General features: G+C 61.6%; 25 protein-coding genes. 23 read left to right on the top strand and 2 right to left on the bottom strand.

What is annotated here, in order from left to right; genetic code table 11:
• Nucleotide 1: 1 nt before the first annotated feature.
• The 5 genes from livM to HJB91_RS25070 all read left to right on the top strand — a co-directional run bounded on the left by livM (nucleotide 2) and on the right by HJB91_RS25070 (nucleotide 4,625).
• Nucleotides 2-1,393 carry a high-affinity branched-chain amino acid ABC transporter permease LivM gene (gene livM, locus HJB91_RS25090; protein WP_210630095.1) on the top strand — a complete coding sequence of 464 codons (1,392 nt, stop codon included), beginning with the start codon at nucleotides 2-4 and terminating at the stop codon, nucleotides 1,391-1,393.
• Nucleotides 1,393-2,268, top strand: coding sequence for an ABC transporter ATP-binding protein (locus tag HJB91_RS25085; protein WP_210630096.1), 876 nt, complete (start codon nucleotides 1,393-1,395; stop codon nucleotides 2,266-2,268). Before livM ends, HJB91_RS25085 begins: the two co-directional genes overlap by 1 nt.
• Nucleotides 2,268-3,011 (top strand): ABC transporter ATP-binding protein, encoded by a 744-nt coding sequence (locus tag HJB91_RS25080; RefSeq protein WP_176536353.1) that lies wholly within the window; start codon nucleotides 2,268-2,270, stop codon nucleotides 3,009-3,011. Before HJB91_RS25085 ends, HJB91_RS25080 begins: the two co-directional genes overlap by 1 nt.
• An 18-nt stretch (nucleotides 3,012-3,029) precedes the next feature.
• Complete coding sequence (locus HJB91_RS25075) at nucleotides 3,030-3,383, top strand: DUF6867 family protein (RefSeq protein WP_184453684.1); 354 nt, start codon at nucleotides 3,030-3,032, stop codon at nucleotides 3,381-3,383.
• Between the two features lie 120 nt (nucleotides 3,384-3,503).
• Nucleotides 3,504-4,625, top strand: a complete 1,122-nt coding sequence (locus tag HJB91_RS25070) for a branched-chain amino acid ABC transporter substrate-binding protein (protein ID WP_020922104.1) — start codon at nucleotides 3,504-3,506, stop codon at nucleotides 4,623-4,625.
• Between the two features lie 176 nt (nucleotides 4,626-4,801).
• Here the strand turns inward: HJB91_RS25070 and HJB91_RS25065 are convergent, their stop codons facing one another.
• Nucleotides 4,802-5,719 (bottom strand): response regulator transcription factor, encoded by a 918-nt coding sequence (locus HJB91_RS25065; protein ID WP_210630097.1) that lies wholly within the window; start codon nucleotides 5,717-5,719, stop codon nucleotides 4,802-4,804.
• Nucleotides 5,712-9,095 carry an ATP-binding protein gene (locus HJB91_RS25060; protein WP_210630099.1) on the bottom strand — a complete coding sequence of 1,128 codons (3,384 nt, stop codon included), beginning with the start codon at nucleotides 9,093-9,095 and terminating at the stop codon, nucleotides 5,712-5,714. The genes HJB91_RS25065 and HJB91_RS25060 overlap by 8 nt, the downstream gene beginning before the upstream one ends.
• A 179-nt stretch (nucleotides 9,096-9,274) precedes the next feature.
• Here HJB91_RS25060 and HJB91_RS25055 point away from each other — a divergent pair, with 179 nt between their 5' ends.
• The 18 genes from HJB91_RS25055 to HJB91_RS24970 all read left to right on the top strand — a co-directional run bounded on the left by HJB91_RS25055 (nucleotide 9,275) and on the right by HJB91_RS24970 (nucleotide 25,530).
• Complete coding sequence (locus HJB91_RS25055) at nucleotides 9,275-11,179, top strand: phosphatase PAP2 family protein (protein ID WP_221156054.1); 1,905 nt, start codon at nucleotides 9,275-9,277, stop codon at nucleotides 11,177-11,179.
• A gap of 180 nt (nucleotides 11,180-11,359) precedes the next feature.
• Complete coding sequence (gene urtA / locus HJB91_RS25050) at nucleotides 11,360-12,652, top strand: urea ABC transporter substrate-binding protein (RefSeq protein WP_210630102.1); 1,293 nt, start codon at nucleotides 11,360-11,362, stop codon at nucleotides 12,650-12,652.
• Nucleotides 12,653-12,763: 111 nt separating this feature from the next.
• Entirely contained in the window at nucleotides 12,764-14,389 is a 1,626-nt protein-coding gene (gene urtB / locus HJB91_RS25045) for an urea ABC transporter permease subunit UrtB (RefSeq protein WP_221156053.1), read from the top strand.
• Nucleotides 14,386-15,549: an urea ABC transporter permease subunit UrtC gene (gene urtC, locus HJB91_RS25040; RefSeq protein ID WP_210630105.1), complete on the top strand. Its 1,164-nt coding sequence runs from the start codon at nucleotides 14,386-14,388 to the stop codon at nucleotides 15,547-15,549. Before urtB ends, urtC begins: the two co-directional genes overlap by 4 nt.
• Nucleotides 15,550-15,554: 5 nt before the next feature.
• On the top strand, nucleotides 15,555-16,310 hold the full coding sequence (gene urtD, locus HJB91_RS25035; RefSeq protein ID WP_210631573.1) for an urea ABC transporter ATP-binding protein UrtD: 756 nt from the start codon (nucleotides 15,555-15,557) through the stop codon (nucleotides 16,308-16,310).
• Nucleotides 16,311-16,386: 76 nt separating this feature from the next.
• Nucleotides 16,387-16,905 carry a hypothetical protein gene (locus HJB91_RS25030; protein ID WP_210630107.1) on the top strand — a complete coding sequence of 173 codons (519 nt, stop codon included), beginning with the start codon at nucleotides 16,387-16,389 and terminating at the stop codon, nucleotides 16,903-16,905.
• Between the two features lie 17 nt (nucleotides 16,906-16,922).
• A complete protein-coding gene (urtE, locus tag HJB91_RS25025; RefSeq protein ID WP_210630109.1) occupies nucleotides 16,923-17,618 on the top strand; it encodes an urea ABC transporter ATP-binding subunit UrtE in 696 nt (231 codons plus the stop codon).
• A gap of 150 nt (nucleotides 17,619-17,768) precedes the next feature.
• Complete coding sequence (locus HJB91_RS25020) at nucleotides 17,769-18,590, top strand: urease accessory protein UreD (protein ID WP_221156052.1); 822 nt, start codon at nucleotides 17,769-17,771, stop codon at nucleotides 18,588-18,590.
• A 28-nt stretch (nucleotides 18,591-18,618) separates the two neighbouring features.
• Nucleotides 18,619-18,921: an urease subunit gamma gene (locus HJB91_RS25015; RefSeq protein WP_064695492.1), complete on the top strand. Its 303-nt coding sequence runs from the start codon at nucleotides 18,619-18,621 to the stop codon at nucleotides 18,919-18,921.
• A 10-nt stretch (nucleotides 18,922-18,931) separates the two neighbouring features.
• Nucleotides 18,932-19,183: a DUF1272 domain-containing protein gene (locus HJB91_RS25010; protein WP_210630113.1), complete on the top strand. Its 252-nt coding sequence runs from the start codon at nucleotides 18,932-18,934 to the stop codon at nucleotides 19,181-19,183.
• A 10-nt stretch (nucleotides 19,184-19,193) separates the two neighbouring features.
• Entirely contained in the window at nucleotides 19,194-19,499 is a 306-nt protein-coding gene (locus tag HJB91_RS25005) for an urease subunit beta (protein ID WP_003542314.1), read from the top strand.
• A 17-nt stretch (nucleotides 19,500-19,516) separates the two neighbouring features.
• Nucleotides 19,517-19,924 carry a lysozyme inhibitor LprI family protein gene (locus HJB91_RS25000; protein ID WP_210630115.1) on the top strand — a complete coding sequence of 136 codons (408 nt, stop codon included), beginning with the start codon at nucleotides 19,517-19,519 and terminating at the stop codon, nucleotides 19,922-19,924.
• Nucleotide 19,925: 1 nt separating this feature from the next.
• The gene (locus HJB91_RS24995) at nucleotides 19,926-20,564 is read left to right on the top strand and encodes a Urease operon accessory protein (RefSeq protein WP_221156051.1); all 639 of its coding nucleotides are present in this window, start codon (nucleotides 19,926-19,928) and stop codon (nucleotides 20,562-20,564) included.
• A 3-nt stretch (nucleotides 20,565-20,567) separates the two neighbouring features.
• Nucleotides 20,568-22,280 (top strand): urease subunit alpha, encoded by a 1,713-nt coding sequence (gene ureC, locus HJB91_RS24990; RefSeq protein WP_210630119.1) that lies wholly within the window; start codon nucleotides 20,568-20,570, stop codon nucleotides 22,278-22,280.
• Nucleotides 22,281-22,308: 28 nt separating this feature from the next.
• Nucleotides 22,309-22,980, top strand: a complete 672-nt coding sequence (locus HJB91_RS24985) for a TIGR02117 family protein (protein WP_221144683.1) — start codon at nucleotides 22,309-22,311, stop codon at nucleotides 22,978-22,980.
• Nucleotides 22,981-23,310: 330 nt separating this feature from the next.
• Entirely contained in the window at nucleotides 23,311-24,174 is an 864-nt protein-coding gene (locus tag HJB91_RS24980; protein WP_210630123.1) for a GGDEF domain-containing protein, read from the top strand.
• 87 nt (nucleotides 24,175-24,261) lie between these two features.
• On the top strand, nucleotides 24,262-24,852 hold the full coding sequence (ureE, locus tag HJB91_RS24975) for an urease accessory protein UreE (protein WP_221144685.1): 591 nt from the start codon (nucleotides 24,262-24,264) through the stop codon (nucleotides 24,850-24,852).
• A gap of 6 nt (nucleotides 24,853-24,858) precedes the next feature.
• The gene (locus HJB91_RS24970; RefSeq protein WP_221144687.1) at nucleotides 24,859-25,530 is read left to right on the top strand and encodes an urease accessory protein UreF; all 672 of its coding nucleotides are present in this window, start codon (nucleotides 24,859-24,861) and stop codon (nucleotides 25,528-25,530) included.
• Nucleotides 25,531-25,618: the final 88 nt, after the last annotated feature.

Genomic DNA, 25,618 nt, shown 5'->3' with positions numbered 1-25,618 from the left:
CATGGCAAATATCGAGAATTCTGCAGGCAAGCCCGATGCCGGACTTGTCCGCAAAGGTCTTATCGAAGCCCTTTTCGCCGCCGTTCTCTCCCTCGGCATGTTCGTTCTCTATGTCGGCCTGAAAACCGATCAGAACATCAACAACGAGCTGATCATCGTCCAGCGTTGGGGACTGCTGGCGATTTTTGTCGCTATCGCCGCGATCGGCCGTTTCGCGATGGTCGTTTTCATCAAGCCGAATATCGACCGCCGAAAACTCCGCAAGGCGCGGGAAGGCGATCTCGACATTTCGACCGAGAAGAGTTTCTTCCATCGGCATTTCCTGAAGATCGCGCTGCTCGCGCTACTGCTTTATCCCATGGTGATCGTGGCGCTCGTCGGCGCTCAGGGCTCGTTGAAATGGGTCGACAATTTCGGCATCCAGATCCTGATCTACGTGATGCTCGCGTGGGGACTGAACATCGTCGTCGGCCTCGCGGGCCTTCTCGATCTCGGCTATGTCGCCTTCTATGCGGTCGGCGCCTATTCCTACGCCCTGCTGTCGAGCTATTTCGGCCTGTCCTTCTGGTTGCTGCTGCCGCTTTCCGGCATTCTCGCAGCGCTCTGGGGCGTCATTCTCGGCTTCCCGGTGCTGCGCCTGCGCGGCGACTATCTCGCCATCGTCACGCTCGCCTTCGGTGAAATCATCCGCCTCGTCCTGATCAACTGGACCGACGTGACCAAGGGAACCTTTGGTATCTCGAGCATTCCCAAGGCGACGCTCTTCGGCATTCCTTTCGATGCGACGGCCGGCGGCTTTGCCAAGCTCTTTCACCTGCCGATGTCTTCCGCGTACTACAAGATTTTCCTCTTCTACCTGATCCTGGCGCTGTGCATGCTGACGGCCTACGTCACCATCCGCCTGCGGCGCATGCCGATCGGGCGTGCCTGGGAAGCGCTGCGTGAAGACGAGATCGCTTGCCGTTCGCTCGGCATCAACACGGTGACGACCAAGCTGACGGCGTTCGCGACGGGAGCCATGTTCGGTGGCTTCGCGGGCTCGTTCTTCGCCGCTCGCCAGGGATTCGTCTCGCCGGAATCCTTCATCTTCCTGGAATCGGCCGTCGTTCTCGCCATCGTCGTTCTCGGCGGCATGGGCTCGCTGACCGGCATTGCGATCGCCGCGATCGTCATGGTGGGCGGTACCGAAGCGCTGCGCGAAATGGATTTCCTGAAAGCAGTCTTTGGGCCCGACTTCACGCCGGAACTCTACCGCATGCTGCTCTTCGGTCTCGCCATGGTGGTCGTCATGCTGTTCAAACCGCGCGGTTTCGTCGGATCGCGTGAACCAACCGCCTTCCTCAAGACACGCAAGGCCGTATCTGGAAGCTTCACCAAGGAGGGCCACGGTTGATGAGCCCCGTCACCAATACGATGTCGAGCGACACGCTTCTCAAGGTCGAGCACCTGTCGATGAAGTTCGGCGGCCTGATGGCCATCAACGACTTTTCCTTCGAGGCCAAGCGCGGCGACATCACCGCGTTGATCGGTCCGAACGGCGCCGGCAAGACCACCGTCTTCAACTGCATCACCGGCTTCTATAAGCCGACGATGGGGATGATCACGCTTAATCAGAGAAGCGGCAAGCAGTACCTGCTGGAGCGTCTCCCGGACTTTCGCATCACCAAGGAAGCCAAGGTGGCGCGAACGTTCCAAAACATCCGGCTGTTTTCCGGCCTGACGGTTCTGGAAAATCTGCTCGTCGCCCAGCACAACAAGCTGATGCAGGCGTCGGGTTATACCATTCTCGGCCTCATCGGCATCGGTCCCTACAAGCGAGAAGCGGCCGCATCGATCGAGCTGGCGCGCCATTGGCTCGAGAAGGCCGATCTGATCGACCGTGCCGATGATCCGGCAGGCGACCTGCCTTACGGCGCCCAGCGGCGTCTCGAGATCGCGCGTGCAATGTGCACGGGCCCAGAATTGCTTTGCCTGGACGAACCGGCCGCAGGCCTCAACCCACGCGAATCTGCTAAGCTCAACGAGCTTCTGCAGGGCATTCGAGCCGATACCGGAACCTCCATTCTCCTTATCGAGCATGACATGTCTGTGGTTATGGAAATCTCCGATCACGTCGTCGTGCTTGAATATGGCCAGAAGATTTCCGATGGCACGCCCGACCATGTGAAGCACGACCCGAAGGTCATTGCGGCCTATCTCGGCGTCGAGGATGAAGAAGTGGAAGAGGTGATCGCAACCGTCGAGCAGCTCGAAGGAGGCGCAAACTGATGGGCGATGCAGTCATGACGGGTCAACCGCTTCTTCAGGTGAATGGCGTCGAAACCTACTACGGCAATATCCGCGCGCTGGCCGGCATCGATGTCGAGGTCAACAAGGGCGAGATCGTCAGTCTGATCGGCGCCAATGGCGCCGGCAAGTCGACGCTGATGATGACGATCTGCGGCAGCCCCCAGGCCCGTAAGGGCTCCGTCGTCTTCGAGGGTCGCGAGATCACCCGTATGCCGACCCATGAAATCGCACGCCTGCGCATCGCGCAGTCGCCGGAAGGGCGTCGCATCTTCCCGCGCATGACGGTCATGGAAAACCTCCAGATGGGGGCGGGTCTCGACAATCTCAAATATTTCGCCGAAGACGTCGAGAAGATCTTCACGCTCTTCCCGCGTCTCAAGGAACGTCACGCCCAGCGCGGCGGCACGCTTTCGGGCGGCGAGCAGCAGATGCTGTCGATCGGCCGCGCGCTGATGGCGCGCCCGAAGCTGCTGCTGCTCGACGAACCTTCGCTCGGCCTGGCGCCGCTGATCGTCAAGGGGATTTTCGAAGCAATCCGGAAGCTCAATGAGCAGGAAGGCCTCACCGTGTTCCTTGTCGAGCAGAATGCATTCGCGGCGCTGAGACTCTCGCACCGCGCTTACGTGATGGTGAACGGCAAGGTGACCATGAGCGGCTCCGGCAAGGAACTGCTCGCCAATCCGGAAGTCCGCGCCGCCTATCTCGAAGGCGGAAGACATTAGTCGAAGGGAGAGTTTGACATGCAGGGACTTTTCTTCGAAAGCGACGACGGCGTCCGGGTTGTCATTCGCGCCCTCGTCGTACTGATCGGCTTCTGGACGGCTTGGCGAGCCGGCAAGGCGGTGGCTGACGGCTGGAACAATTATCCGCTCGCCGTCGTCTACACTTTCCTCCTTGCCTGGGCGATGCAGTTTCTGCACCACGCCCTGTTCAATGGGCCGATGCTCAGCGGTCTCTTCTATGGCATCGACTTCGTGACCTTGCTGGTCTTCTCGACGGCCGGCTACCGCTTTCGCCGTACCAATCAGATGGTCAACAACTATTACTGGCTGTACGAAAAAACTTCCGCGTTTTCGTGGAAGGACAAACATTGACAGTCCGTTGAAACTAGGCATGAATTGCCTTCAGAGTGGAACAGCTTTCCTGGCGCAGTCGATGGTGGGTAATGCGCCGGGCCTTGGACCAGAACCCGCCCAAAAATTGGGAGTAACAATATGAAGAAGTCTCTTCTGTCGGCAGTGGCTCTGACGGCGATGGTCGCCTTCAGCGGCAACGCTTGGGCCGACGTCCTCATCGCTGTCGCTGGTCCGCTGACCGGCCCGAACGCCGCTTTCGGCGCTCAGCTTCAGAAGGGTGCCGAGCAGGCAGCCGCCGACATCAACGCTGCTGGCGGCATCAACGGCGAGCAGATCAAGATCGAACTCGGTGACGACGTTTCCGACCCGAAGCAGGGCATTTCGGTCGCCAATAAATTCGTTGCCGACGGCGTCAAGTTCGTCATCGGCCACTTCAACTCGGGCGTTTCGATTCCGGCTTCGGAAGTCTATGCCGAAAACGGCATCCTCGAAATCACCCCGGCCGCCACGAACCCGAAGTTCACGGAACGGGGCCTCTGGAACACGTTCCGCACCTGCGGCCGTGACGACCAGCAGGGCGCCATCGCCGGCAAGTATCTCGCCGACCACTTCAAGGACGCCAAGATCGCCGTCGTTCACGACAAGACCCCCTACGGTCAGGGCCTTGCAGACGAAACCAAGAAGGCGATGAATGCCGCCGGCCTGACGGAAGTCATGTACGAAGGCATCAACGTCGGCGACAAGGACTTCTCGGCGCTCATCGCCAAGATGAAGGAAGCCGGCGTCTCGATCATCTATTGGGGCGGTCTGCACACCGAAGCCGGTCTCATCATCCGTCAGGCCGCAGACCAGGGCCTGAAGGCAACGCTGGTTTCCGGTGACGGCATCGTTTCGAATGAACTGGCTTCGATCGCTGGTGACGCTGTCGCCGGTACTCTGAACACCTTCGGCCCCGATCCGACGCTGAACCCGGCCAACAAGGAGCTCGTCGAAAAGTTCAAGGCCGCCGGTTTCAACCCAGAAGCCTATACGCTCTACTCCTACGCAGCGATGCAGGCGATCGCCGGCGCAGCCAAGGCTGCCGGTTCGGTGGATCCTGAAGCCGTTGCCACGGCCATGAAGGAAAAGGGTCCGTTCCCGACCGTTCTCGGCGACATTTCGTTCGACGAAAAGGGCGACCCGAAGATTCCTGGCTACATCATGTACGAATGGAAGAAGGGCGCGGACGGCAAGTACACCTACGTCCCGCAGGGCATGTAAGCTTCGCTTGCCTGTCGATAACATGATCTGATCGAAGCCCGGTTCGGCCGGGCTTCTTTCTTTTTAGGGACATCTCAATCGTGGTGCGCCCTTTCGAGGCGAGGGACGTGCCGGATCGAGCCGTTCGAAAGCTTGCAACCGACATCGCGCCGGGTGGCGCTCCGTTTCAATATCCCTCACATTTCATGCAGAACATGCGTCGCCTTCACGGCCGCCGACGCCCGGTTTTCGACGCCGAGTTTCACGTAGATCTGTTCGAGGTGCTTATTCACGGTGCGCGCCGACAAACCCAGTATTTCGCCAATGTCACGGTTGGCCTTGCCCTTGGCGATCCAGAGCAGCACTTCGGATTCTCGTTGGGTGAGCGAAAAACGCTGGCGCAGCATCTCGTCGTCGCTGCGCTGGCTGGCGGCAGTGAGGCGGAAGAGATATTCATCCGGGCCAATTGCGCCTAGGAAGGCGAGCTGCAGCGCCGCCTGGCCGGCATGGGTGATTGAGATGATGCCGTCGCGCACTGCTGCCCCGCGGTCACGCATCCAGCCGGCGATATGGCGGACGACGATCTCCATGCCATCGTCACTGCCCATGGCGGCATTGACCAGCCGGGTCGCCTGCGGCGTCGACCAGTGGATCGCGCCGTCGCCCTTGACCGCCAGCAGGTGACGGCCGGCAGCGTCCAGTGCAACGCGGGCGCTCTGGGCCGAGCGGGCATTGCGCAGATGGACGCGGATGCGGGCGCGCAGTTCGTCGATGTTGATCGGCTTGGTGAGGTAATCGACGCCGCCGGATTCCAGCGCGTGCACGACATGCTCGGTCTCCGTCAGACCGGTCATGAAGATGACGGGCACCTGCGCTACAGTGGCATTCGCTTTCAGCCTTCGGCAGGTCTCGAAGCCGTCCATTACGGGCATGACGGCGTCGAGCAGGATGAGATCAGGCGTGATCCGCTCGACGATGCCAAGCGCTGCCGTGCCCGAGGTGGCGATCAGCACGGAGAAGCCGGATTGTTCGAGCGCGTCTGTGAGGAAACCGAGCGCTTCGGGCGAGTCGTCGACCAGCAGAACGATGTCGCGAGGGAGGGCCGGCTCAGCCAATGGATTCCACCTTTTCGTCGAAGTCGTGCAGGAAGGTCATGAAGCCGGCCAGATCGAAGGCGGCCACATAGGGTCGAAGAGCCTCGGTGAATGGCCGATTTGCCTCCACCTTGGCAAGGTCCGAAAGCTTGGCTTCGATGCCCCTGATGTAACCGATCTCGCCGAGCCGCAGCAATTCCTGCACATGGGCTGCACCCGGGCCCAGCATCGGCGCTGCGATCTTTGCAGGAGCGGCGGGGGCGTCATCGGCATAGACCCAGTTCAGGCCAAGATGCAAGGCGAGCTTGTCGCGCAGCCGGCGGATGTCGACGGGCTTGCCGATCGCATCATTGTGGCTGTCGTCGCTGTCACTTAGAACCGTCGCATCACCGATATTGGCCGAAAGCATCACAACCGGTGCTGTCTGGCCGGCCTCGCGCAGACGCGAGACGAGCTGCCAGCCGCTCATGCCGGGCATCAGGATATCGACGAGGAACAGATCGGGCAGGATGCCGTCGATCAGCGTCAGGCATTCGGCGCCGCCTGCGGCCGTCAGCACGATGAAATCGAGCGGCGCCAGGATTTCGCGCATCATCTCGCGGTGATCCTCATTGTCGTCGACGACGACGATGGTGCGGCGCGGACCGTCGTAACCGGCGATGCGTTTTTCCTGCGGCGGCGCGGCGGCGCGCATGACGGCGGACAGCATCAGCCGCACACGGAATGTCGAGCCTTCGTCCTTGACGCTCGATACCGCAATCTCGCCACCAAGCGTGTTGGTCAGAAGCCGGGTGATGGTAAGCCCGAGACCGAGGCCCGGCATCGGCCGCACGCTGTCTGCCTCGCCCCGCTGGAAAGGTTCGTAGATCCGCATCAGGTCCTTCTCGGCGATGCCGCGGCCGGTATCGGTGACGGTGAAGGTCGCGACCTGGCTGCGATAGGCGACATCGAAGGTGACGCTGCCTTCGTCGGTGAACTTGATGGCATTGGAGAGCAGGTTGACGAGAATCTGGCGCAGGCGCTTTTCGTCGGTGCGGACGAATTGCGGCAAGGCGGGCGAGCGATCATGGATGAAGGCGAGCCCCTTTGCCTGCGCCTGCGGCCGAAACAGCTCGATGATCTGGTCGAGGAAATCCTGGATGTTGATCTCGTTGGAATAGACCTGCAGGCGGCCGGCCTCGATCTTGGAGATATCGAGCAGGCCGTCGATCAGCCCGGAGAGATGTTCGGCGCTGCGGCGGATGACCTTGATCGAGGATTGGCGCGGCGCCGGGATCGTTTCGTCGCGTTCGAGGATCTGCGCATAACCGAGCACGGCGTTCAAAGGCGTGCGCAGCTCGTGGCTGAGGCCGACGACATAGCGGCTCTTGGCGCGGTTGGCAGCCTCGGCCGTCTCCTTGGCGTTCTGCAGCGCGGCATCGGTTTTCTTGTGGGCGGCGATTTCCTTGAGCAGCAGCGTGTTCTGACGGGAGGATTCCTCCTCGGCAACGACACGGCTGTCATGGGCGAGCACATAGAACCAGCAGACAACGCCTGAAATCACCGAAAACACGAAGAAGACGATGAGGATCGTGCGATTGACCACGTCTGCCGTTTCCGGCGAAGCGGAGGCAACCTGATGGGCGATCATCGCCAGGATCGCGCCGATGGCGGTCAGCGCCAGCGCAACGGCGATGGCGTAGCGGCCGAGGCGCGTCGTCAGCTTGCCCAGAATGCTCTCGGGCAGCAGCGTTCTCGCGACCGTGCCGACCTGGGCATTGAAGCGAGCGGCTGGCTTGCACATGTCGTGGCAGCGGCTGTCGAGCGAACAGCAGAGCGAGCAGATCGGTGCGACGTAGGCCGGACACCAGGCCATATCCTCTGGCTCGAATGGATGCTCGCAGACGGAACAGGTGATATTCGTCTGGTTCTTCCAACTCTGGCGCGGCTTGCGCGCGAGGTAGAATTTTCCCTTTGTCGCCCAGGCGAGCGCCGGCGTGGCGATGAGGGCGATGACGAGGGTGATATAGGGGGCGAGTGAAGCGGCTGTCTCGCCGAAGGCGCCGAAATGGGCGACCAGCGATATCGTCGCCGACAGCGTCATGGCGCCGAGGCCGACCGGGTTGATGTCGTAGAGATGGGCGCGCTTGAACTCGATGCCAGGAGGGGCAAGTCCCAGCGGCTTGTTGATGAAGAGATCGGCCGAGATCGTGCAGAGCCAGGCCATGGCGATGATCGAGAAGATGCCGAGCGTCTCTTCCAGCAGCCGGTAGATGCCGAGTTCCATCAGGAGCAGGGCGATTGCGACGTTGAAGACAAGCCAGATGACGCGGCCGGGATGGCTGTGGGTCAGCCGCGAGAAGAAGTTCGACCAGGCGAGCGAGCCGGCATAGGCGTTCATCACGTTGATCTTGAGCTGCGAAACGACGACGAAGGCGGCCATCAGCAGCAGTGTGGCGTTATGCCAGGGAACCATGTAGCCGAAGGCGGTCAGATACATCTGCGCCGGATCGGCGGCACGGTCGAGAGGCACGCCCGAGGCGAGGGTCAGCACGACGAGGAACGAGCCGGCAAGCAGCTTCGGTGCGCCGATGATGACCCAGCCGGGACCGGCGAGGAAGACGGCGAGACGATGGCGCCACTTGCGCTGCGAGACCGGCGGCAGGAAGCGCAGGAAGTCGGCCTGTTCGCCGATCTGCGACATCAGCGCCAGGATGACGGCGGAGGCCGCGCCGAATTCGACCAGATCGAATTCGGCAACGGTGCCAGCCGGACCCGAAGCATGATGGATGCCGGCGAAGGCGCGCCAGAGATCGAACTTTTCCCAGTCCATGAAGGCGATGAAGATGAAGGGCAGGATATTCAGCACGATCCAGAAGGGCTGGGTCATCAGCTGGAACTTGCTGATCAGCCGCACGCCGTGCGTCACCAGCGGGATCACCATGACGGCGCTGATGATATAGCCGATCCAGAGCGGGATGCCGAGGGTGAGCTCCAGCGCCCCGGACATGATCGAGGCCTCGATCGCAAACAGCATGAAGGTGAAGCCCGCATAGATCAGCGAGGTGATGGTCGAGCCGATGTAGCCGAAGCCGGCGCCGCGGGTCAGAAGATCAATGTCGACGCCGTGCCGGATGGCGTATCGGCTGATCGGCAGACCGATCGCCAGCATGGCGACCGAGGCGACGATGATCGCATAAAAGGCATTGGTGGTGCCGTAGGAGAGGGTGATCGCGGCGCCGATCGCTTCGAGCGCCAGGAAGGAAATTGCACCGATGGCCGTCTGCGAGATGCGCTCGGAGGAAAAATGCCGGGCGCTCTTTGCGGTGAAGCGCAGCGCGTAATCTTCCAGCGTCTGGTTGGCGACCCAGCGATTATATTCGCGTCTCACCGGAATGATGCGTTGGCGCGCTGTCATGCCCTCTTTCCGGCACTCTCGTTGGGCTCATCGTTTCCACTGCAGTTTTGGCGGGATGGACGGGAAAGGCAAGAGGCTGAGCACTGGCGGATTCGCAGAACAGTAATATTTTTGAAACGGCGCTGTCACATAAGCGCTCTAACCCTCCTGCCGTTCGTTCAACCATTTCGGGTGCAGCCATGTCTGTTTCAAAACTTTGCCGCCTGAGCACCGCTCTTGTCTGCCTCCTTTCGATCGTGCCGTCGCTTGCCGCCGCCGAGCAGACCACGGCCGCGAAAGCGCCTTATGCTGAAACAGGAAACACCAATAAGCGCGGTGACGCATGCTTCTCGACGGTGGACACCAATGCTGCCGTCCATCTTCTCTCCGGCCTTCTCGAGGTCTGGACCCCGCGCACGCCTTTCGTCGATGCCGGTGTGGAAGCCGCAGCCAAGGACAATTGCCCTGCAGTCGCCAAGACGGATTGGGACGGCATCCCTTTCAGCAAGACCGACGGCCAGATCGTCAACAAGCCAGTCCACGATGCGAACATCGCCTATGTCGTGAAGGCGACGAAGGCGCGGACGGCCGAGCAGGCGGTTGCCGCCTATCTCGACGATCGGCGCGGCAAGAATACCAGCATCGTCGATGGTCTCGGTCCGCTGACGGATGCCTGGAAGGCCGGTTCCAAGCAGATCACCACGATCACTGAGGTGGCGGCCGACGCGACGACGGTCAAATATGACGACAAGGGTAACAATCGCGGCGCCGGCAGCAAACCGGACACGGAAAACAAGACCGATGCCAATCCGGACATGGGTCTCGCCATCGACTTCATCAACGCCGCGAGCGGCGATGGCTCGACAGAGCCCGCCAAGCGCTATTTCAAATATGCCCGCCCCTATCGCTGGAGCCCGGACGTTTCGGTCGTCCCGACGCTCGAGCCCGCCAAAAGCGGCAAGCCGGTCGAGGACGGTGGCTTCCCCAGCGGACATACGGCGGAAGCCTGGCGGGATGCGCTCGCCATGGCCTATCTGGTGCCGCAGCGATTCCAGGAAATGATCGCGCGTGCCAGCGAAATGGGTGAAGACCGCATCCTTGCCGGAATGCACTCTCCCCTCGACGTTATGGGCGGCCGCATGCTCGGCACCGCCACGGTCGTTTATAACCTGAACAAGTCCGACAATTCAGCGCTGAAGAGCGCCGCCTACGCCCAGGCGCAATCATGGCTGATCGCCAAGTCGGGTGTTGCGGATGCGGGTGCGCTCGAAGTCGCAGCCCATGCGGCGCCACTTTCGGCGGACCGTTTCGCCGATCATGATGCCAATCGCGCTTACGTTCTGCAGCGCCTGAGCTATGGCCTGCCGACGATCCATGCGACCGATCAGCCGGCTCGCGTGCCGGAGGGCGCCGAAACGCTTCTCGAAACCCGTCTGCCTTATCTCGATGGTGAACAGCGCCGCGAGGTGCTTGGCACAACGGAAATCGCTTCGGGCTATCCGCTGCTCGACGACGCGGAAGGCTACGGTCGCCTCAATCTCTTTGCCGCCGCCGACGGCTATGGCGCCTTCAAACAGGATGTGACCGTGATGATGGATGCGGCAAAGGGTGGCTTCAATGCGATCGACACCTGGCGCAACGACATCGGCGGCAAGGGCAAGCTGGTAAAACGCGGCAGCGGCATTCTCGGTCTTTCCGGTGCCAACAGCTATGCTGGCGGCACCGTGCTGGAAGAGGGCGTGCTGGTAGCCGGCTCCCCCTCGGCCCTCGGCGCCGGCGGGTTGATGGTCAATGGCGGTTCTCTCATCGTGGCGGCCGACAAGCCCTTGGCCGTGGGCGGCGACTATCAGCAGCTCGCCAGTGCGACGGCGAAGCCGACGCTCGGCGCGAATGGCGCCGGCACGCTGGTCGTTGCAGGCAAGGCGACGCTCGCCGGCGATCTTGACGTGACGCTCGCCCATGGCTTTGCCCCGGCGCCGGGAACGAAGATCGAAATCCTGAAGGCCGCGGCTGTCACCGGCACCTTCGGCAAGTTCACCATCTCCGGCCACAGGGCGACCGTCTCCTACGGCCCGACCTCGGTCACCCTGACGATCCACGGCTAATATCGAACCGACAGGGCATCCCCTTTGATGGGGATGCCCGTGCTTTCCCGGCGTGCTCATTCGACCCCTGCGCCTACGTCATTTTGCGTATGTGTTTTCGCGCTGCAGCACCCGATAGTCCCCTCGGCAACAGTTAACTCCGTTTCCGGCCTGTTGCGGAACAAGAGAGGGGATCAACCAATGAATCTCAAATCCACGATTACCGGTGCCGCGCTCGGCGCCGTCATGGCAGCGTCGGCTGCCTTCAGCTGCGCGGTGGCCGCCGATGACACGATCAAGGTCGGCGTGCTGCATTCGCTCTCGGGCACGATGGCGATTTCCGAAACCACCCTGAAAGACGCCATGCTGATGCTCATCGACGAGCAGAACAAGAAGGGCGGTCTTCTCGGCAAGAAGCTTGAAGCCGTCGTCGTCGATCCGGCTTCCGACTGGCCGCTCTTCGCCGAAAAGGCCCGCGAACTGATCGAAAAGGACAAGGTCGCCGCCGTCTTCGGCTGCTGGACCTCGTCCTCGCGCAAATCCGTCCTGCCGGTTTTCGAAGAGCTGAACTCGCTGCTCTTCTATCCCGTGCAGTATGAAGGCGAAGAATCCTCGCGCAACATCTTCTATACGGGTGCGGCCCCGAACCAGCAGGCGATCCCTGCCGTCGACTACCTGATGAACACTGAAGGCGTGAAGCGCTTCGTGCTCGAAGGCACCGACTACGTCTATCCCCGCACGACCAACAAGATCCTCGCGGCCTATCTCGAATCCAAGGGCATTCCGAAGGAAGACATTCTCGTCAACTACACGCCGTTCGGCTTCTCCGACTGGCAGACCGAGGTCGCCAAGATCAAGGAATTCGGCTCGGCCGGCAAGAAGACCGCCGTCGTCTCCACCATCAATGGTGACGCCAACGTTCCCTTTTACAAGGAACTCGGCAACCAGGGCATCAAGGCGACCGACATCCCGGTCGTCGCCTTCTCGGTCGGCGAAGAAGAGCTTGCCGGTCTCGATACCAAGCCGCTGGTCGGCCATCTCGCCGCCTGGAACTACTTCGAGTCCGTGGAAAGCCCGGCCAACAAGAAGTTTATCAAGGAATGGCATGCCTTCACCAAGAACGACAAGCGCGTGACGAACGACCCGATGGAAGCCGCCTATATCGGCTTCAACGCCTGGGTGAAGGCCGTACAGGCCGCCGGCACCACCAATACCGATGCCGTTCTCGACAACATCATCGGCGTCACCGTTCCGAACCTCTCCGGCGGCTATGCCACCGTCATGCCCAACCACCACATCACCAAGCCGGTGCTGATCGGTGAAATCCAGGCTGACGGCCAATTCGAAATCGTCCAGCAGACGCCCGCCGTCGTTGGTGACGAATGGTCTGATTACCTGCCCGACTCCAAGGACCTGATCTCCGATTGGCGCAAGCCTCTCTCCTGCGGCAATTTCAACGTTGCCACCGGCAAGTGCGGCGGCAAGGGCTCCTGAGGAGACCCATCCGCTGATAGCCTGAAGACTTCCGTCCGGAGCCGATCCGGGCGGAAGCTCCGTCCTTACCGCTGCGCCGCAAGGCCGACGACACTCAAGGCGAGAGAGCCGATGTTTCGCGCCATCAAGATTCTCCTTCTGACATTTTGTCTGATGCTTCCGGGCCTGACGCTTTCTGTGACTGGCCTTCGCGCCGAGGACGACGTGCACGCTCTCGTCGATGCGCTCGGCGTCGGCGGCTTTCCCGAGCGCGAGGCGGCCATCCGGGCGCTCGCCGCGTCCGGGGATTCGCATGTGAGCCAGATCCTGCAGCAGCTGAGCGATGGCCAACTCTACGTCAATTCGGAGGGCGGTCCCGTTCTCGTTCAGGATGGCACGGAGGACGAGCCCACCTATTCGGACCCGATCACCGGCGAGGCGGTTGCCGATGTCGACCCCGACATGATGTCGAAGGTCAAGATCAACAATTCGCTGCGCACCACGATCACGACTGTGATGAGCCAGCTGACGCTTTTGAGCCCGAATCGCTCCGCGCGGCTCACGGCGGCCGAGGGCATGTTGAGGGATGCCGATCCCGCCAATCTCGAACTGCTGAATTCGGCTCTTTCAGCCGAGAAGGACGGCCAGATCAAAAACACGATGGAAGCGGCGCGGGCCGTGATGGTGCTGAAGAGCGATGCCGGCATCGAGGAGAAGCGGGCCGCCATCGACATGATCGCCGCCCGCGGCGGCCGCGATGCGCTGACGATCCTGACGACGGCGATGACGAATGCCCCCGACGATCTGAAGCCCGCGATCCAGACGGAGATCAATGCGATCAACCGCGACCTGGCGCTCTGGGATGTCGTCCAGAACATCTGGTACGGCCTGTCGCTCGGCTCGGTGCTGCTCTTGGCCGCGATCGGCCTTGCCATCACCTTCGGCGTCATGGGCGTCATCAACATGGCGCATGGCGAGATGGTGATGATCGGCGCCTATACGACCTACGTTGTGCAGGAATATATCACCTCGGCCTTTCCGTCGCTTGCCGATTATTCGCTTGCCTTCGCGGTGCCGGCCGCCTTCGTCTTTACCGGTTTCGTCGGCCTCGTCATCGAGCGCGTCGTCATCCGTTATCTCTACGGCCGGCCGCTGGAAACGCTGCTCGCCACCTGGGGCGTATCGTTGATCCTGCAGCAGGCGATCCGCAGCTATTTCGGCCCGACCAACCGCGAGGTGCGCAATCCGAGTTGGATGTCCGGCGCCTTCGATTTCGGCGGGCTCGTCGTCACCTGGAACCGGCTCTGGATCATCGTCTTCTCGATGGTGGTGTTCCTGACACTCCTGATGTTGCTCAAGCGCTCCGCCTTCGGCCTGCAGATGCGGGCGGTGACGCAGAATCGCCGCATGGCCTCGTCGATGGGCATCCGCACCGGCTGGGTCGACGCCTTCACCTTCGCGCTCGGCTCCGGCATCGCCGGAATGGCCGGCGTGGCGCTCTCGCAGATCGACAATGTCTCGCCGAACCTCGGCCAGAACTACATCATCGACAGTTTCATGGTCGTCGTCTTCGGCGGTGTCGGCAATCTCTGGGGAACGCTGGTCGGCGCGCTGTCGCTCGGCGTCGTCAACAAGTTCCTCGAGCCCTTCGCCGGCGCCGTGCTCGGCAAGATCCTGGTGCTCGTCCTCATCATTCTCTTCATCCAGAAGCGTCCGCGCGGGCTCTTCGCACTCAAAGGAAGGGCGGTGGAAGCATGATAACGGCCTTCCTTCTCCGGTCTCTCGATCGCAGGATCTCCATTGCCGTCGCCCTGTTGCTGGCGGTCGCCATTCTCGTGCCGGTGCTGAACCTTGCTACCGGCCCGACGCACCCGCTGCACGTGCCGACCTATATCATGGCGCTGTTCGGCAAGTATCTGACCTATGCGCTGCTGGCGCTGGCGCTCGATCTCGTCTGGGGCTTCTGCGGCATCCTTTCGCTCGGCCACGGCGCCTTCTTCGCGCTCGGCGGCTATGCGATGGGCATGTATCTGATGCGCCAGATCGGCTCGCGCGGCGTCTACGGCGATCCCATCCTGCCCGATTTCATGGTGTTCCTGAATTGGAAGGAACTGCCCTGGTTCTGGTACGGCTTCGACCAGTTCTGGTTCGCGGCACTGATGGTGCTCCTCGTGCCCGGGCTGCTCGCCTTCATCTTCGGCTGGTTCGCCTTCCGCTCGCGCGTCAACGGCGTCTATCTCTCGATCATCACCCAGGCGATGACCTACGCGCTGCTGCTTGCCTTTTTCCGCAACGACATGGGGTTCGGCGGCAATAACGGCATGACCGATTTCAAGGACATCCTCGGCTTCAACATCCAGGCTGACGGCACACGCGCCAGCCTCTTTGCCGCGACCGCGGTCTTCCTGGCGCTGTCGCTCACGATCGCCTCGGCAATCGTACGTTCGAAATTCGGCAAGGTGCTCGTCGGCGTGCGCGATGCGGAAAGCCGCACACGCTTCCTCGGCTACCGCGTCGAGCATTTCAAGCTCTTCACCTTCGTCGTCTCGGCGATGATGGCCGGTATTGCAGGCGCGCTCTACGTGCCGCAGGTCGGCATCATCAATCCTGGCGAATTCGCGCCCGCCAACTCGATCGAAGTCGTCATCTGGACGGCGGTCGGCGGGCGGGGAACGCTGATCGGGCCGATCATCGGCGCGATCCTCGTCAACGGCGGCAAGACGATCTTCACGGGCCTCTTTCCGGAGTTCTGGCTGTTTGCGCTCGGCGGCCTCTTCGTCGCCGTCACGCTGTTCCTGCCGAAGGGCGTCGTCGGCACGATCTCGCACCATCTCGGCAAACGGAAAGCCGTCTCCGATTCTGTCCCGCCGGCGGCAGAGGAAGATGGCATCGAGCCGAAAATCCAGGCAGCGGAGTGAACACAGTGATTCCCGACGTCAAACCGAATAGTGTGCTTTATCTCAGCGGCGTCTCAGTTTCCTTCGACGGCTTCAAGGCGCTGAATTCGCTCTCGATCGTCATTGAGCCCGGTGAGCTCCGCGCCATCATCGGCCCGAACGGCGCCGGCAAGACGACGATGATGGATATCATCACCGGCAAGACCAGACCCGATGAGGGCGAGGTGTTCTTCAACGGCACAATCGATCTCACGACAAGGGATGAGGCCGACATTGCTCAGCTCGGCATCGGCCGCAAGTTCCAGAAGCCGACGGTCTTCGAAAGCCATACGGTCTGGGACAATCTGGAACTGGCGCTGAACCGCCGCCGTGGGGTGTTTTCGACGCTGTTCTACCGGCTTTCGGGCGGGGACAGGGCACGGATAGAGGAAATCCTGGAAACCGTGCGGCTGACGCACCGGCGCGACGAACTGGCGGCCAATCTCTCTCATGGGCAGAAGCAGTGGCTGGAGATCGGCATGCTGCTCGCGCAGGAGCCGAAGCTGCTGCTCGTCGACGAACCGGTGGCCGGTATGACGGACGCGGAGACGGCGGAAACGGCGATCCTGCTCAAGGATATCGCCAGGACCCGGTCGGTTGTCGTCGTCGAACATGACATGGGCTTCATCCGCGACCTCGGCGTCAAGGTGACGTGTCTTGCAGAAGGTTCGGTGCTGGCCGAAGGATCGATCGATTTCGTCAGCTCCGATCCGAAGGTGATCGAGAACTATCTGGGACGGTGAGGAATGCAACCTCCAGGCTTGAACCTGACAAAAGAAGGCGCTCTAAAACGAGTGGGTTTCATTGTGGGGTTTCATCATGGCTTTTCTCGGTATTCTGGTCGCGGCGCTCAGCGGCGCGGTTATCTGGTATTGGCGGTTTAAAATGGTGCGCGAGGCGGGAAACGAGATTATCGATTCAGTCGAGCGTATGCGGGGCGCTTATAAGCGCGGAAAGCGCCGCAAACAGGCGGAGGCGGCGCCGCTCGCTTCGATTGCCGATCCGGCGATTGCGGCGGTCGCCTTCTTCTTCTGCCTTGCCAAGGAGAAGCCGATGTATGTCGACGCGGCGAGGGATGTCATCCGCGGCCGCATGAAAGGCATCATTCGGCCGGCCGACATGGAAGAGGTTCTGGTTTTCGGCGAGTGGGCGTCCAAGAACGTCACCAGTCCCGAAGATCCGATCCGCCGGTTCAGGGATCTTTGGATCAAGGTGCTCGACATGCAGGAGCGCCAACAACTGATCGGTATCGCCGAGGACGTAGCTGCGGTCGGCGGCGAGAGAACGAAAGAACAGGACTATGCCCTGCAGACGCTGAGGCGCAGCCTGATGAACTGATGGGGAATGGTGAACGGATGCTGACAGTCGAAAACGCAAATCTGCATTATGGCGCCGCGCAGGCGCTGCGCGGCATCTCCATCAAGGCGGAGATGGGCAAGATCACCTGCGTGCTGGGCCGCAATGGGGTCGGCAAGAGCTCGCTGTTGCGCGCCGTCACCGGCCAGCATCCACTGTCGGCCGGCGCCGTCACCTTCAACGATACGAAGCTGAACGGCCTGCCGCCCTTTGCCCGAGCCAAGCAGGGCATCGGCTATGTGCCGCAGGGCCGTGAAATCTTCCCGCTGCTCACCGTGAGGGAAAATCTCGAAACCGGCTTCGCGCCGCTTGGCCGCCGCGACCGCAATATTCCCGACGATATCTTCAGTCTCTTCCCGGTGCTGAAATCGATGCTGTCGCGGCGCGGCGGCGATCTTTCCGGCGGGCAGCAACAGCAACTGGCGATCGGGCGTGCCATGGTGACGCGGCCGAAGATCCTCGTGCTCGACGAGCCGACCGAGGGTATCCAGCCGTCGATCATCAAGGATATCGGCCGGGCGATCCGTTATCTCCGCGATTCCACCGGCATGGCGATCCTGCTCGTCGAGCAATATCTGGATTTCTGCCGGGAGCTTGCCGACTACGTCTACATCATGGATCGCGGCGAGATCGTGCATGAGGGGCTGGCGGAGACGCTGGACACGCCGGAGGCCCGCCGGCATCTGACCGTCTGACGGGCAGATGCCGCGTTTTGCGGCAATGAGAGCGGCGCTTCGTCGATCTCCCGCACGCATCGCGGTGTCTTCCGGGCGGCATGGGAATTGCTTGCTTTCCGTGATCCGCGCGATGAAATGAAAAGCGGTGGCGCGACCGAAAGGGACGAAATGACGATTGCGGCGGCTGGTACCAGACCGCAAAGAGCGGAGGGACGCGGGCATCTGGCGGCAAGGCTGCTCGACGGCCGCACGCGCATCCGCGAGCTCTATCAGGAGGGCGCGGCGAAGATCCGCCTGCCCGATACGTTCGATACCTCGATGGAAGCCGTCATCATCAATACCGCGGGTGGGCTGACCGGCGGCGACCGGATGGATTGGAGCGTCGTTGCCGGCGCCGGTACGAAGATCGACGTTACCACCCAGGCTTGCGAGAAGATCTACAAGGCATCGGCGGGCACCGCCGAGGTGACGACCCGCATCGAAGTTGGAATGCGAGCGCGCGTAGACTGGCTGCCGCAGGAGACGATACTCTTCGACCGGGCTTCACTTTTCCGCCGGCTCGATGTCGATCTCGACGAAAGCGCCGAGTTCCTGGCCGTCGAGGCGGTGCTGCTCGGCCGCAAGGCGATGGGTGAGGCAGTGGAGACGGGACTCTTTCGCGACCGCTGGCGTATCCGCCGTTCGGGCCAGTTGATCCATGCCGAGGAATTGAAGCTTTCCGAAGGTATTTCGACGCTGGCGGCGCGTCAGGCCGTGCTTTGCGGGCAGGTGGCCTTTGCGACGCTGCTCTATGCCGGGCCGCTTGCGGAGGCCTATCTCGGCAAAGTGCGGACGCTCCTCGAAGGGCCGATGGGCGGTGCAAGCGCCTGGAACGACAAGCTCGTCGTGCGCCTTGCGGCAGCCGACGGTTTCTCGCTGAGAAAAATCCTGATCCCGGTCATTTCCACCTTGCGTAATGGTGCGCCTGTGCCGAAAGTCTGGAATCTCTGAATTTAAGCACGAAGCAGATGGATACGTAATGAACCTCACTCCAAGAGAAAAAGACAAGCTGCTGATATCGATGGCGGCGATGGTGGCGCGGCGGCGGCTGGAGCGCGGCGTCAAGCTGAACTATCCCGAGGCGATCGCGCTGATCAGCGATTTCGTCGTCGAAGGCGCCCGCGACGGCCGCCCGGTCGCCGAGCTGATGGAGGCCGGCGCCCATGTGATCGGCCGCGACCAGGTGATGGAAGGCGTTGCAGAGATGATCCACGACGTGCAGGTGGAGGCGACCTTCCCGGATGGCACCAAGCTCGTCACTGTGCACGAACCGATCAGGTGAGGAGATAGAAATGCTGGAACTCAGACCCAATTGCGAATGCTGCGACAAGGATCTGCCGCCGGAGAGCGCTGAAGCGCGGATCTGCACCTATGAATGCACCTTCTGCGCCGATTGCGTGGACGGCGTATTGAAGGGCACTTGCCCGAATTGCGGCGGCAATCTCGTCGCCAGGCCCATCCGGCCGGCCGCCATGCTTGCCAAAAATCCGGCTTCGACGAAACGTGTGCTGAAGGCCGAGGGCTGTGCGCCCAGGGCGGCTTAGGGAGAACTCTATGATTCCGGGCGAAATCATTGCCGCTAGCGGCGATATCGAACTCAATGCCGGCGCGCCGACGGTGACGCTGGAAGTTTCCAATACCGGCGACCGGCCGGTGCAGGTCGGCAGCCACTATCATTTCGCGGAGACCAATGCCGGACTTTCCTTCGACCGCGCGGCGGCGCATGGGAAACGTCTCGATATTCCGGCAGGGACGGCCGTGCGCTTCGAGCCGGGGCAGACGCGTTCGGTGACGCTGATCCCGCTGTCCGGCAAGCGCGAGGTTTACGGCTTCCGCCAACTCGTGATGGGAAAGCTTTAGAAGAACGGGAGAGGCGAATGCGTCTGAATATTTGCCTCATCGGGGCGGCGATGCTGTTTGTGGCCGGCCGTGTGTCCGCGCAGGATGTCGATTGCAAGAATCCGCAGACGCAATCGGATATGACCTCCTGCGAAGAGGAGCGCCATGAGGCTGCCGACAAGGCGCTGAACGAACAGTATAAGAAGACGCGGGCCGCCATGGCCGCGATCGACAAGGATCTCGATGGCGACATGAAAGGCGCGGAGAAGGCGCTGGTCAAGGCGCAGCGCGCCTGGATCGACTATCGCGATGCAGAATGCGATGCCTTCGGATTTCAGGCCCGCGGCGGCACGATGGAGCCGATGCTGGTTGCCGGATGCCTGGCCGAGGAGACGGATAAACGCACGAAAGAGCTGAAACAGCTCGAAGACACGATGAGCAATTAGGGTGATCAAAAAGATCGTAATCGTCGGCAATGGAGAGGTCGCAGAAGGTCAGGCAGGCATCATCGATGCCGCTGATTTCGTCATCCGCTTCAACGATTGCCGCTCCTATGGCGCCGGCGGCAGACGCACGGATGCCGTTGCAGTCTGCAATACCGGCCGGCCGGCCAAGGCGATGCTCGCCTCGCCGGCGTGGCGCGCCCATCCCGGCGTCGTCGCGGCGCGCGAAATCTGGTGCGTGCGCGACCCGGAAAAATTTGCCGCCATGCGGGCGCTGCTTACTGCCTCTCATCCGGAGCTCGACGATTTCTGCGACGACTATACGGATGCGTTCGCTGCCTTCTGCACTGACGCCGGCAAGGCGCATGTCGTCATCGGTAAGGCGCTCCACGAGGACGTTGACGCCTCGCTTTCGGCCTTTGCGCCGGCGCCCTATGTGGTGCCGAGCAGCGGCATGATCGTCATCGCCGAGGTGCTGAACAAATATCCCCACGCCGAGGTGATGCTGGCCGGCTTCGGTCACGCCGGCTGGGAATGGCACCCGTTTGCGGCCGAACGGCAGCTTGTCGATAGTTATGTTGCCGCCGGCCGTCTCACGCGACTCGGCGAAAAACCACTTGTCTCTTCCTCCCACGGAGCCTGATGAATGCCCTACAAGATCTCCCGCGCCGCCTATGCCGGCATGTTCGGACCGACGACCGGCGACAAGGTGCGCCTTGCCGATACGGAGCTCTTCATCGAGATCGAAAGGGATTTCACCAGCTATGGCGAGGAGGTGAAATTCGGCGGCGGCAAGGTGATCCGTGACGGTATGGGCCAGAGCCAGGTGACGCGGGCCGACGGCGCGGTCGATACCGTCATCACCAATGCGGTGATCGTTGATCATTCGGGCATCTACAAGGCCGATATCGGCCTTAAGAACGGGCGCATTGTTGCGATCGGCAAGGCCGGCAATCCCGATATGCAGCCGGGCGTCAATATCATCGTCGGCCCGGGCACGGAGGCGATCGCCGCCGAAGGCAAGATCGTTACTGCAGGCGGCATGGACAGTCATATCCACTTCATCGCGCCGCAGCAGATCGAAGAAGCGCTGATGTCCGGCATGACCTGCATGCTCGGCGGCGGCACGGGGCCGGCGCATGGCACGCTTGCCACCACCTGCACGCCCGGCCCCTGGCATCTCGCCCGCATGATCGAAGCGGCCGACGCCTTCCCGATGAACCTTGCCTTTGCCGGTAAGGGCAATGCCTCGCTGCCGGGAGCATTGACCGAAATGGTGCTGGCCGGCGCGACCTCGCTGAAGCTGCACGAGGACTGGGGCACGACGCCAGGCGCCATCGACTGCTGTCTGTCGGTCGCCGACGAATATGACGTGCAGGTGATGATCCACACCGACACGCTGAACGAAAGCGGCTTCGTCGAGGATACGATCGGCGCCATCAAGGGCCGCACCATCCATGCCTTCCACACGGAAGGGGCGGGCGGCGGGCATGCGCCCGATATCATCAAAATCTGCGGCCAGCCGAACGTCATCCCGTCGTCAACCAACCCGACGCGGCCCTATACCGTCAACACCATCGCCGAGCATCTCGACATGCTGATGGTCTGCCATCACCTGTCGCCGTCGATCCCCGAGGATATCGCCTTTGCCGAAAGCCGTATCCGTAAGGAGACGATCGCGGCGGAAGACATTCTGCACGATATCGGCGCCTTCTCGATCATCTCGTCCGATAGCCAGGCTATGGGCCGCGTCGGCGAGGTGGCGATCCGCACCTGGCAGACGGCCGACAAGATGAAGCGCCAGCGCGGCCGGCTGAAGGAGGAAAAGGGTGATAACGACAATTTCCGCGTCCGCCGCTATATCGCCAAATACACGATCAATCCGGCGATCGCCCACGGTCTCAGCCATGAGATCGGCTCGGTCGAGATCGGCAAGCGCGCCGACCTCGTGCTCTGGAACCCGGCCTTCTTCGGCGTGAAGCCCGACATGGTGCTGCTCGGCGGCTCCATTGCGGCGGCTCCGATGGGCGATCCGAACGCCTCGATCCCGACGCCGCAGCCGGTGCATTATCGGCCAATGTTCGCCTCCTACGGTCGCAGCCTCACCAATTCCTCCGTCACCTTCGTCAGCCAGGCCTCGCTCGATGCCGGGCTGAAGGGCAGGCTCGGGGTCGCAAAGGAACTCGTGGCGGTGAAGAATACGCGCGGCGGCATTTCCAAGGCGTCGATGATCCACAATGACCTGACGCCGGAGATCGAAGTCGATCCGGAGACCTATGAAGTCAGGGCAAACGGCGAATTGCTGACCTGCGAGCCGGCGACGGTGCTGCCGATGGCGCAGCGCTATTTCCTGTTTTAGGCCAGCATCCGTGCATGCGGGGCGGCTGATGAGGACGGGCATCCGCTGGCTGTTGCAGGCCCTATTCCTGCTTCTGATTCTGGCAGCGGGCGGGACCTTCATTCCCCGGCCGTTGATTGCCCCGGTCAAGGCGTCGCCTGCGGTGCCGACCCACCGGGTGCTTCTGCTGTCGGGACCGATCCATACCGATATTGCCATTCCGCTCGATGCGGAGACGCGGGCTGCCTTTTCCTTTCTCGATGATCCCGATTTTCCGCTCGGTCACCCGAATGCGGAATGGCTCGTGGTCGGCTGGGGCGGCCGCGCCTTCTATCTCGAAACACCGACCTGGGGTGAGCTAAAGCCGCTGCCGGTGCTACGGGCGCTGACGATCGATCGTTCGGTGCTGCATGTGGATCTCGCCGGCCATATTGCCGAGCCGCAGCCTGATGTTACCGCATTCGTTATTGGTGACGATGAATTGGCGCGGCTGCGCCAATTCATCGCTGACAGCCTCGTCCGCAACGCGGGCGAGATCGCGCCGATCCCGGATGCGGGTTACGGGGAGATCGATCGGTTTTTCGAAGCCAAGGGATACTTCAATGCCCTCTTCGGCTGCAACACCTGGACTGCCGCTGCACTCCGTTCGGCGGGGCTTCGGACTGGCTTATGGAACCCGCTTCCACAATCATTGCGATTGTCTGTCGGTGTCTACAATTGACGCACTCGCTGGCCTATCCGCTCTTAAACGAAATTGTGAACAGAGCTCTCCGTTCGGTTGTAAAAACCACTGGGAAAACCCGGCTTTTCTCCGGCTAGTCCATTCTGAAACAACCCGGCGCAAGATCGTGATAAAGCTATTATATATCAGTATATTAGCTGCTCGTGCGCGTTGTTCGATTCAGGGATTGGAGACTTGCAGCCCCTGCTAGAAAAAATCTCTCCACCGAATCGTCGGAAATCGTTCGAATTTTAGCGAGTCGATTAAGACACCCGCAGCAATTGGGCTCTTATCAATGCTTTGAAACGCCGGGCAGGAAGGTCGATTCTCATGAGAAACTGGATGTCGCTGCAGGCCGATTTTGGCGATTTTCAATATCGCAGGCACGTCTATGTCTTTGCGCTGAGGATGAGCTTTCTTGCCGTCATTTTCTCCGGCGTCATCATTGCGCTGACGATACCGCCACTCGGTTTTCTCGGGCTGCTGCCGGTGACCCTTTCGCACGCGATCGGCTTCGGCGCCATTTTTTCCTGGCTTGTCGGCGGCACGGTCTCCGGAATGCTGTCGCTGGCCACAGGCTTCACCATGCATGAGCTGACGCTATCGCGGGCGAAGTTCGAAAAGCTCAGCCGCACCGATACCCTCTCCGGCCTGTTGAACCGGCGCGCCTTCACAGAGGCGCTGGATCGGATCGAAGGCGACGCCTCGCTCGTCATTTTCGACGTCGACCGTTTCAAGGCGATCAATGATCGCTTCGGCCATGCCTGCGGCGATGCGGCTATCACGGCGGTCTCGGCGGTGCTGATCACCGCCTTCGACGAATCATCCGTCGTTGCGCGCCTCGGTGGCGAGGAATTCGGCGTCATCGTCTCCGGCGAACCGCTGGAGAAACGGTTGGAGCGGATCCAGGCCGTGCAGTCCGATATCGCCGGCAGGCCGCTCGTGGCAGATGGGAACCATATTGCCATCACCATTTCCGGCGGCGTGGCCGATCTCATTCCTGGGCGCAACAAGCAGCAGGTCTACGCCTCGGCCGACCGGGCGCTTTATCTCGCCAAGGCGCTCGGACGCAATCGCGTCGTGCACGAGCGGGAGGGACTGCATCATGCCTGGCACGGACTTGCCGAAGCTGGTCCCGACACGGAGGGCAGGGGATTAAGCAGCGACAACGTGATGCAGGCCTACGGGATATAAAAGCCAAGCTGCTAACGAAAGGCCATTGGTGCTTGCATCGGCAAGAGCTATTTTGCATGGTCGCCCTTTCAGCAAAACGGACAAGTCATGCAGCGCGTTACCTCCTATCTTCCTGTCGGAACCCCGTCCTCCCACCCGACCGCCCAGGTCAAACTACCGCATGATTTGCGGCATCTGCGCCGCAAGCTGCTGCATCTGGAAAATGGCGAGATGGTCATGCTCGATCTCAAGGATCCGGTGCTCTTCGCCAATGGCGACCTGCTTGTGCGCGAAGACGGCGAACTGATCGAGATCCTTGCGGCCGACGAGAAACTCTTCGAGATTCGCGGACGCGACCGCACGCATCTGGTCGAGCTTGCCTGGCATCTCGGCAACCGCCATCTTGCCGCCCAGATCGAGGAAGACCGCATCGTCATCCTGCGCGACCATGTCATCCGCACCATGCTGCAGGGGCTCGGCGCCACCGTGCTCGATATCGAAGAGCCCTTCCAGCCGGCACGTGGAGCCTATCATTCCCATGGCGGACATTCGCATGACCACGGGCACGCTCATCACGACCACGGGCACAATCATGACCATGGGCATGACCATGATCACACGCATGGCCATGACCACAAGCATGATCACACCTGCGACCATGATCATGGGCACGGGCATCACGGCCACAAACACGACTGAGGCTCGATGAGCGAAGATCGTGAGTTACAGGCACTGCTGCGCCTGACGGCATGGCTTTCACCGGCCTTTCCGATCGGCAGTTTTGCTTATTCGGGCGGGTTGGAGGGGGCGGTGGCCGATGGGCTCGTCACCGGTGGCGCCTCGCTTGCGGACTGGGTCGTCACGCTGGTCGGCCATGGCTCGGTCTGGAACGATGCGGTGCTTCTGGCAGAGAGCCACAGGTGCCAAGCGATCCTCGCGCGCCTTACGGAGGTTGCCGCACTCGCCGAGGCGCTTGCCGGATCGCGCGAGCGTCATCAGGAAACGATGCTGCTCGGCGAGGCCTTCCTCTTGGCGGCGCGAGCCTGGCCGGATGAAGTTTTCGAAAGGCTGCCCGGCAAGACCGCCTACCCTATCGCGGTCGGAGCGGTTGCTGGCGCCCATGGCATCAGACCGGAGAAGGTGCTCGCAGTCTTTCTGCATGCCTATGCCTCGCAGGCGATTTCAGCAGGCATCCGACTTGGCGTCGCCGGGCAGAAGGATGGCGTTGCCATACTTGCCGGGCTTGAAGAGCAGATTGCGGGGATCGCGTGGCGGGCGGCAGCCTCAACCCTCGACGATCTCGGTTCGGCGACGGTGCAGGCCGATATCGCCAGCCTGCGCCACGAAACCCAAACGACCAGACTTTTCCGCTCGTAACCTACCAAAATAATCCTGCAACTGCGCCATTTGACGGTGGCGCCTACCGGCGGCCTCGCTATCATCGCAATCCTATTGGAGTACGACA

This window comes from Rhizobium sp. NLR10b (assembly GCF_019685435.1).
Lineage (GTDB): Bacteria > Pseudomonadota > Alphaproteobacteria > Rhizobiales > Rhizobiaceae > Rhizobium.
The sequence above is the reverse complement of the archived record's forward strand: the minus strand, read 5'-3'. Positions and strand labels throughout refer to the sequence as shown.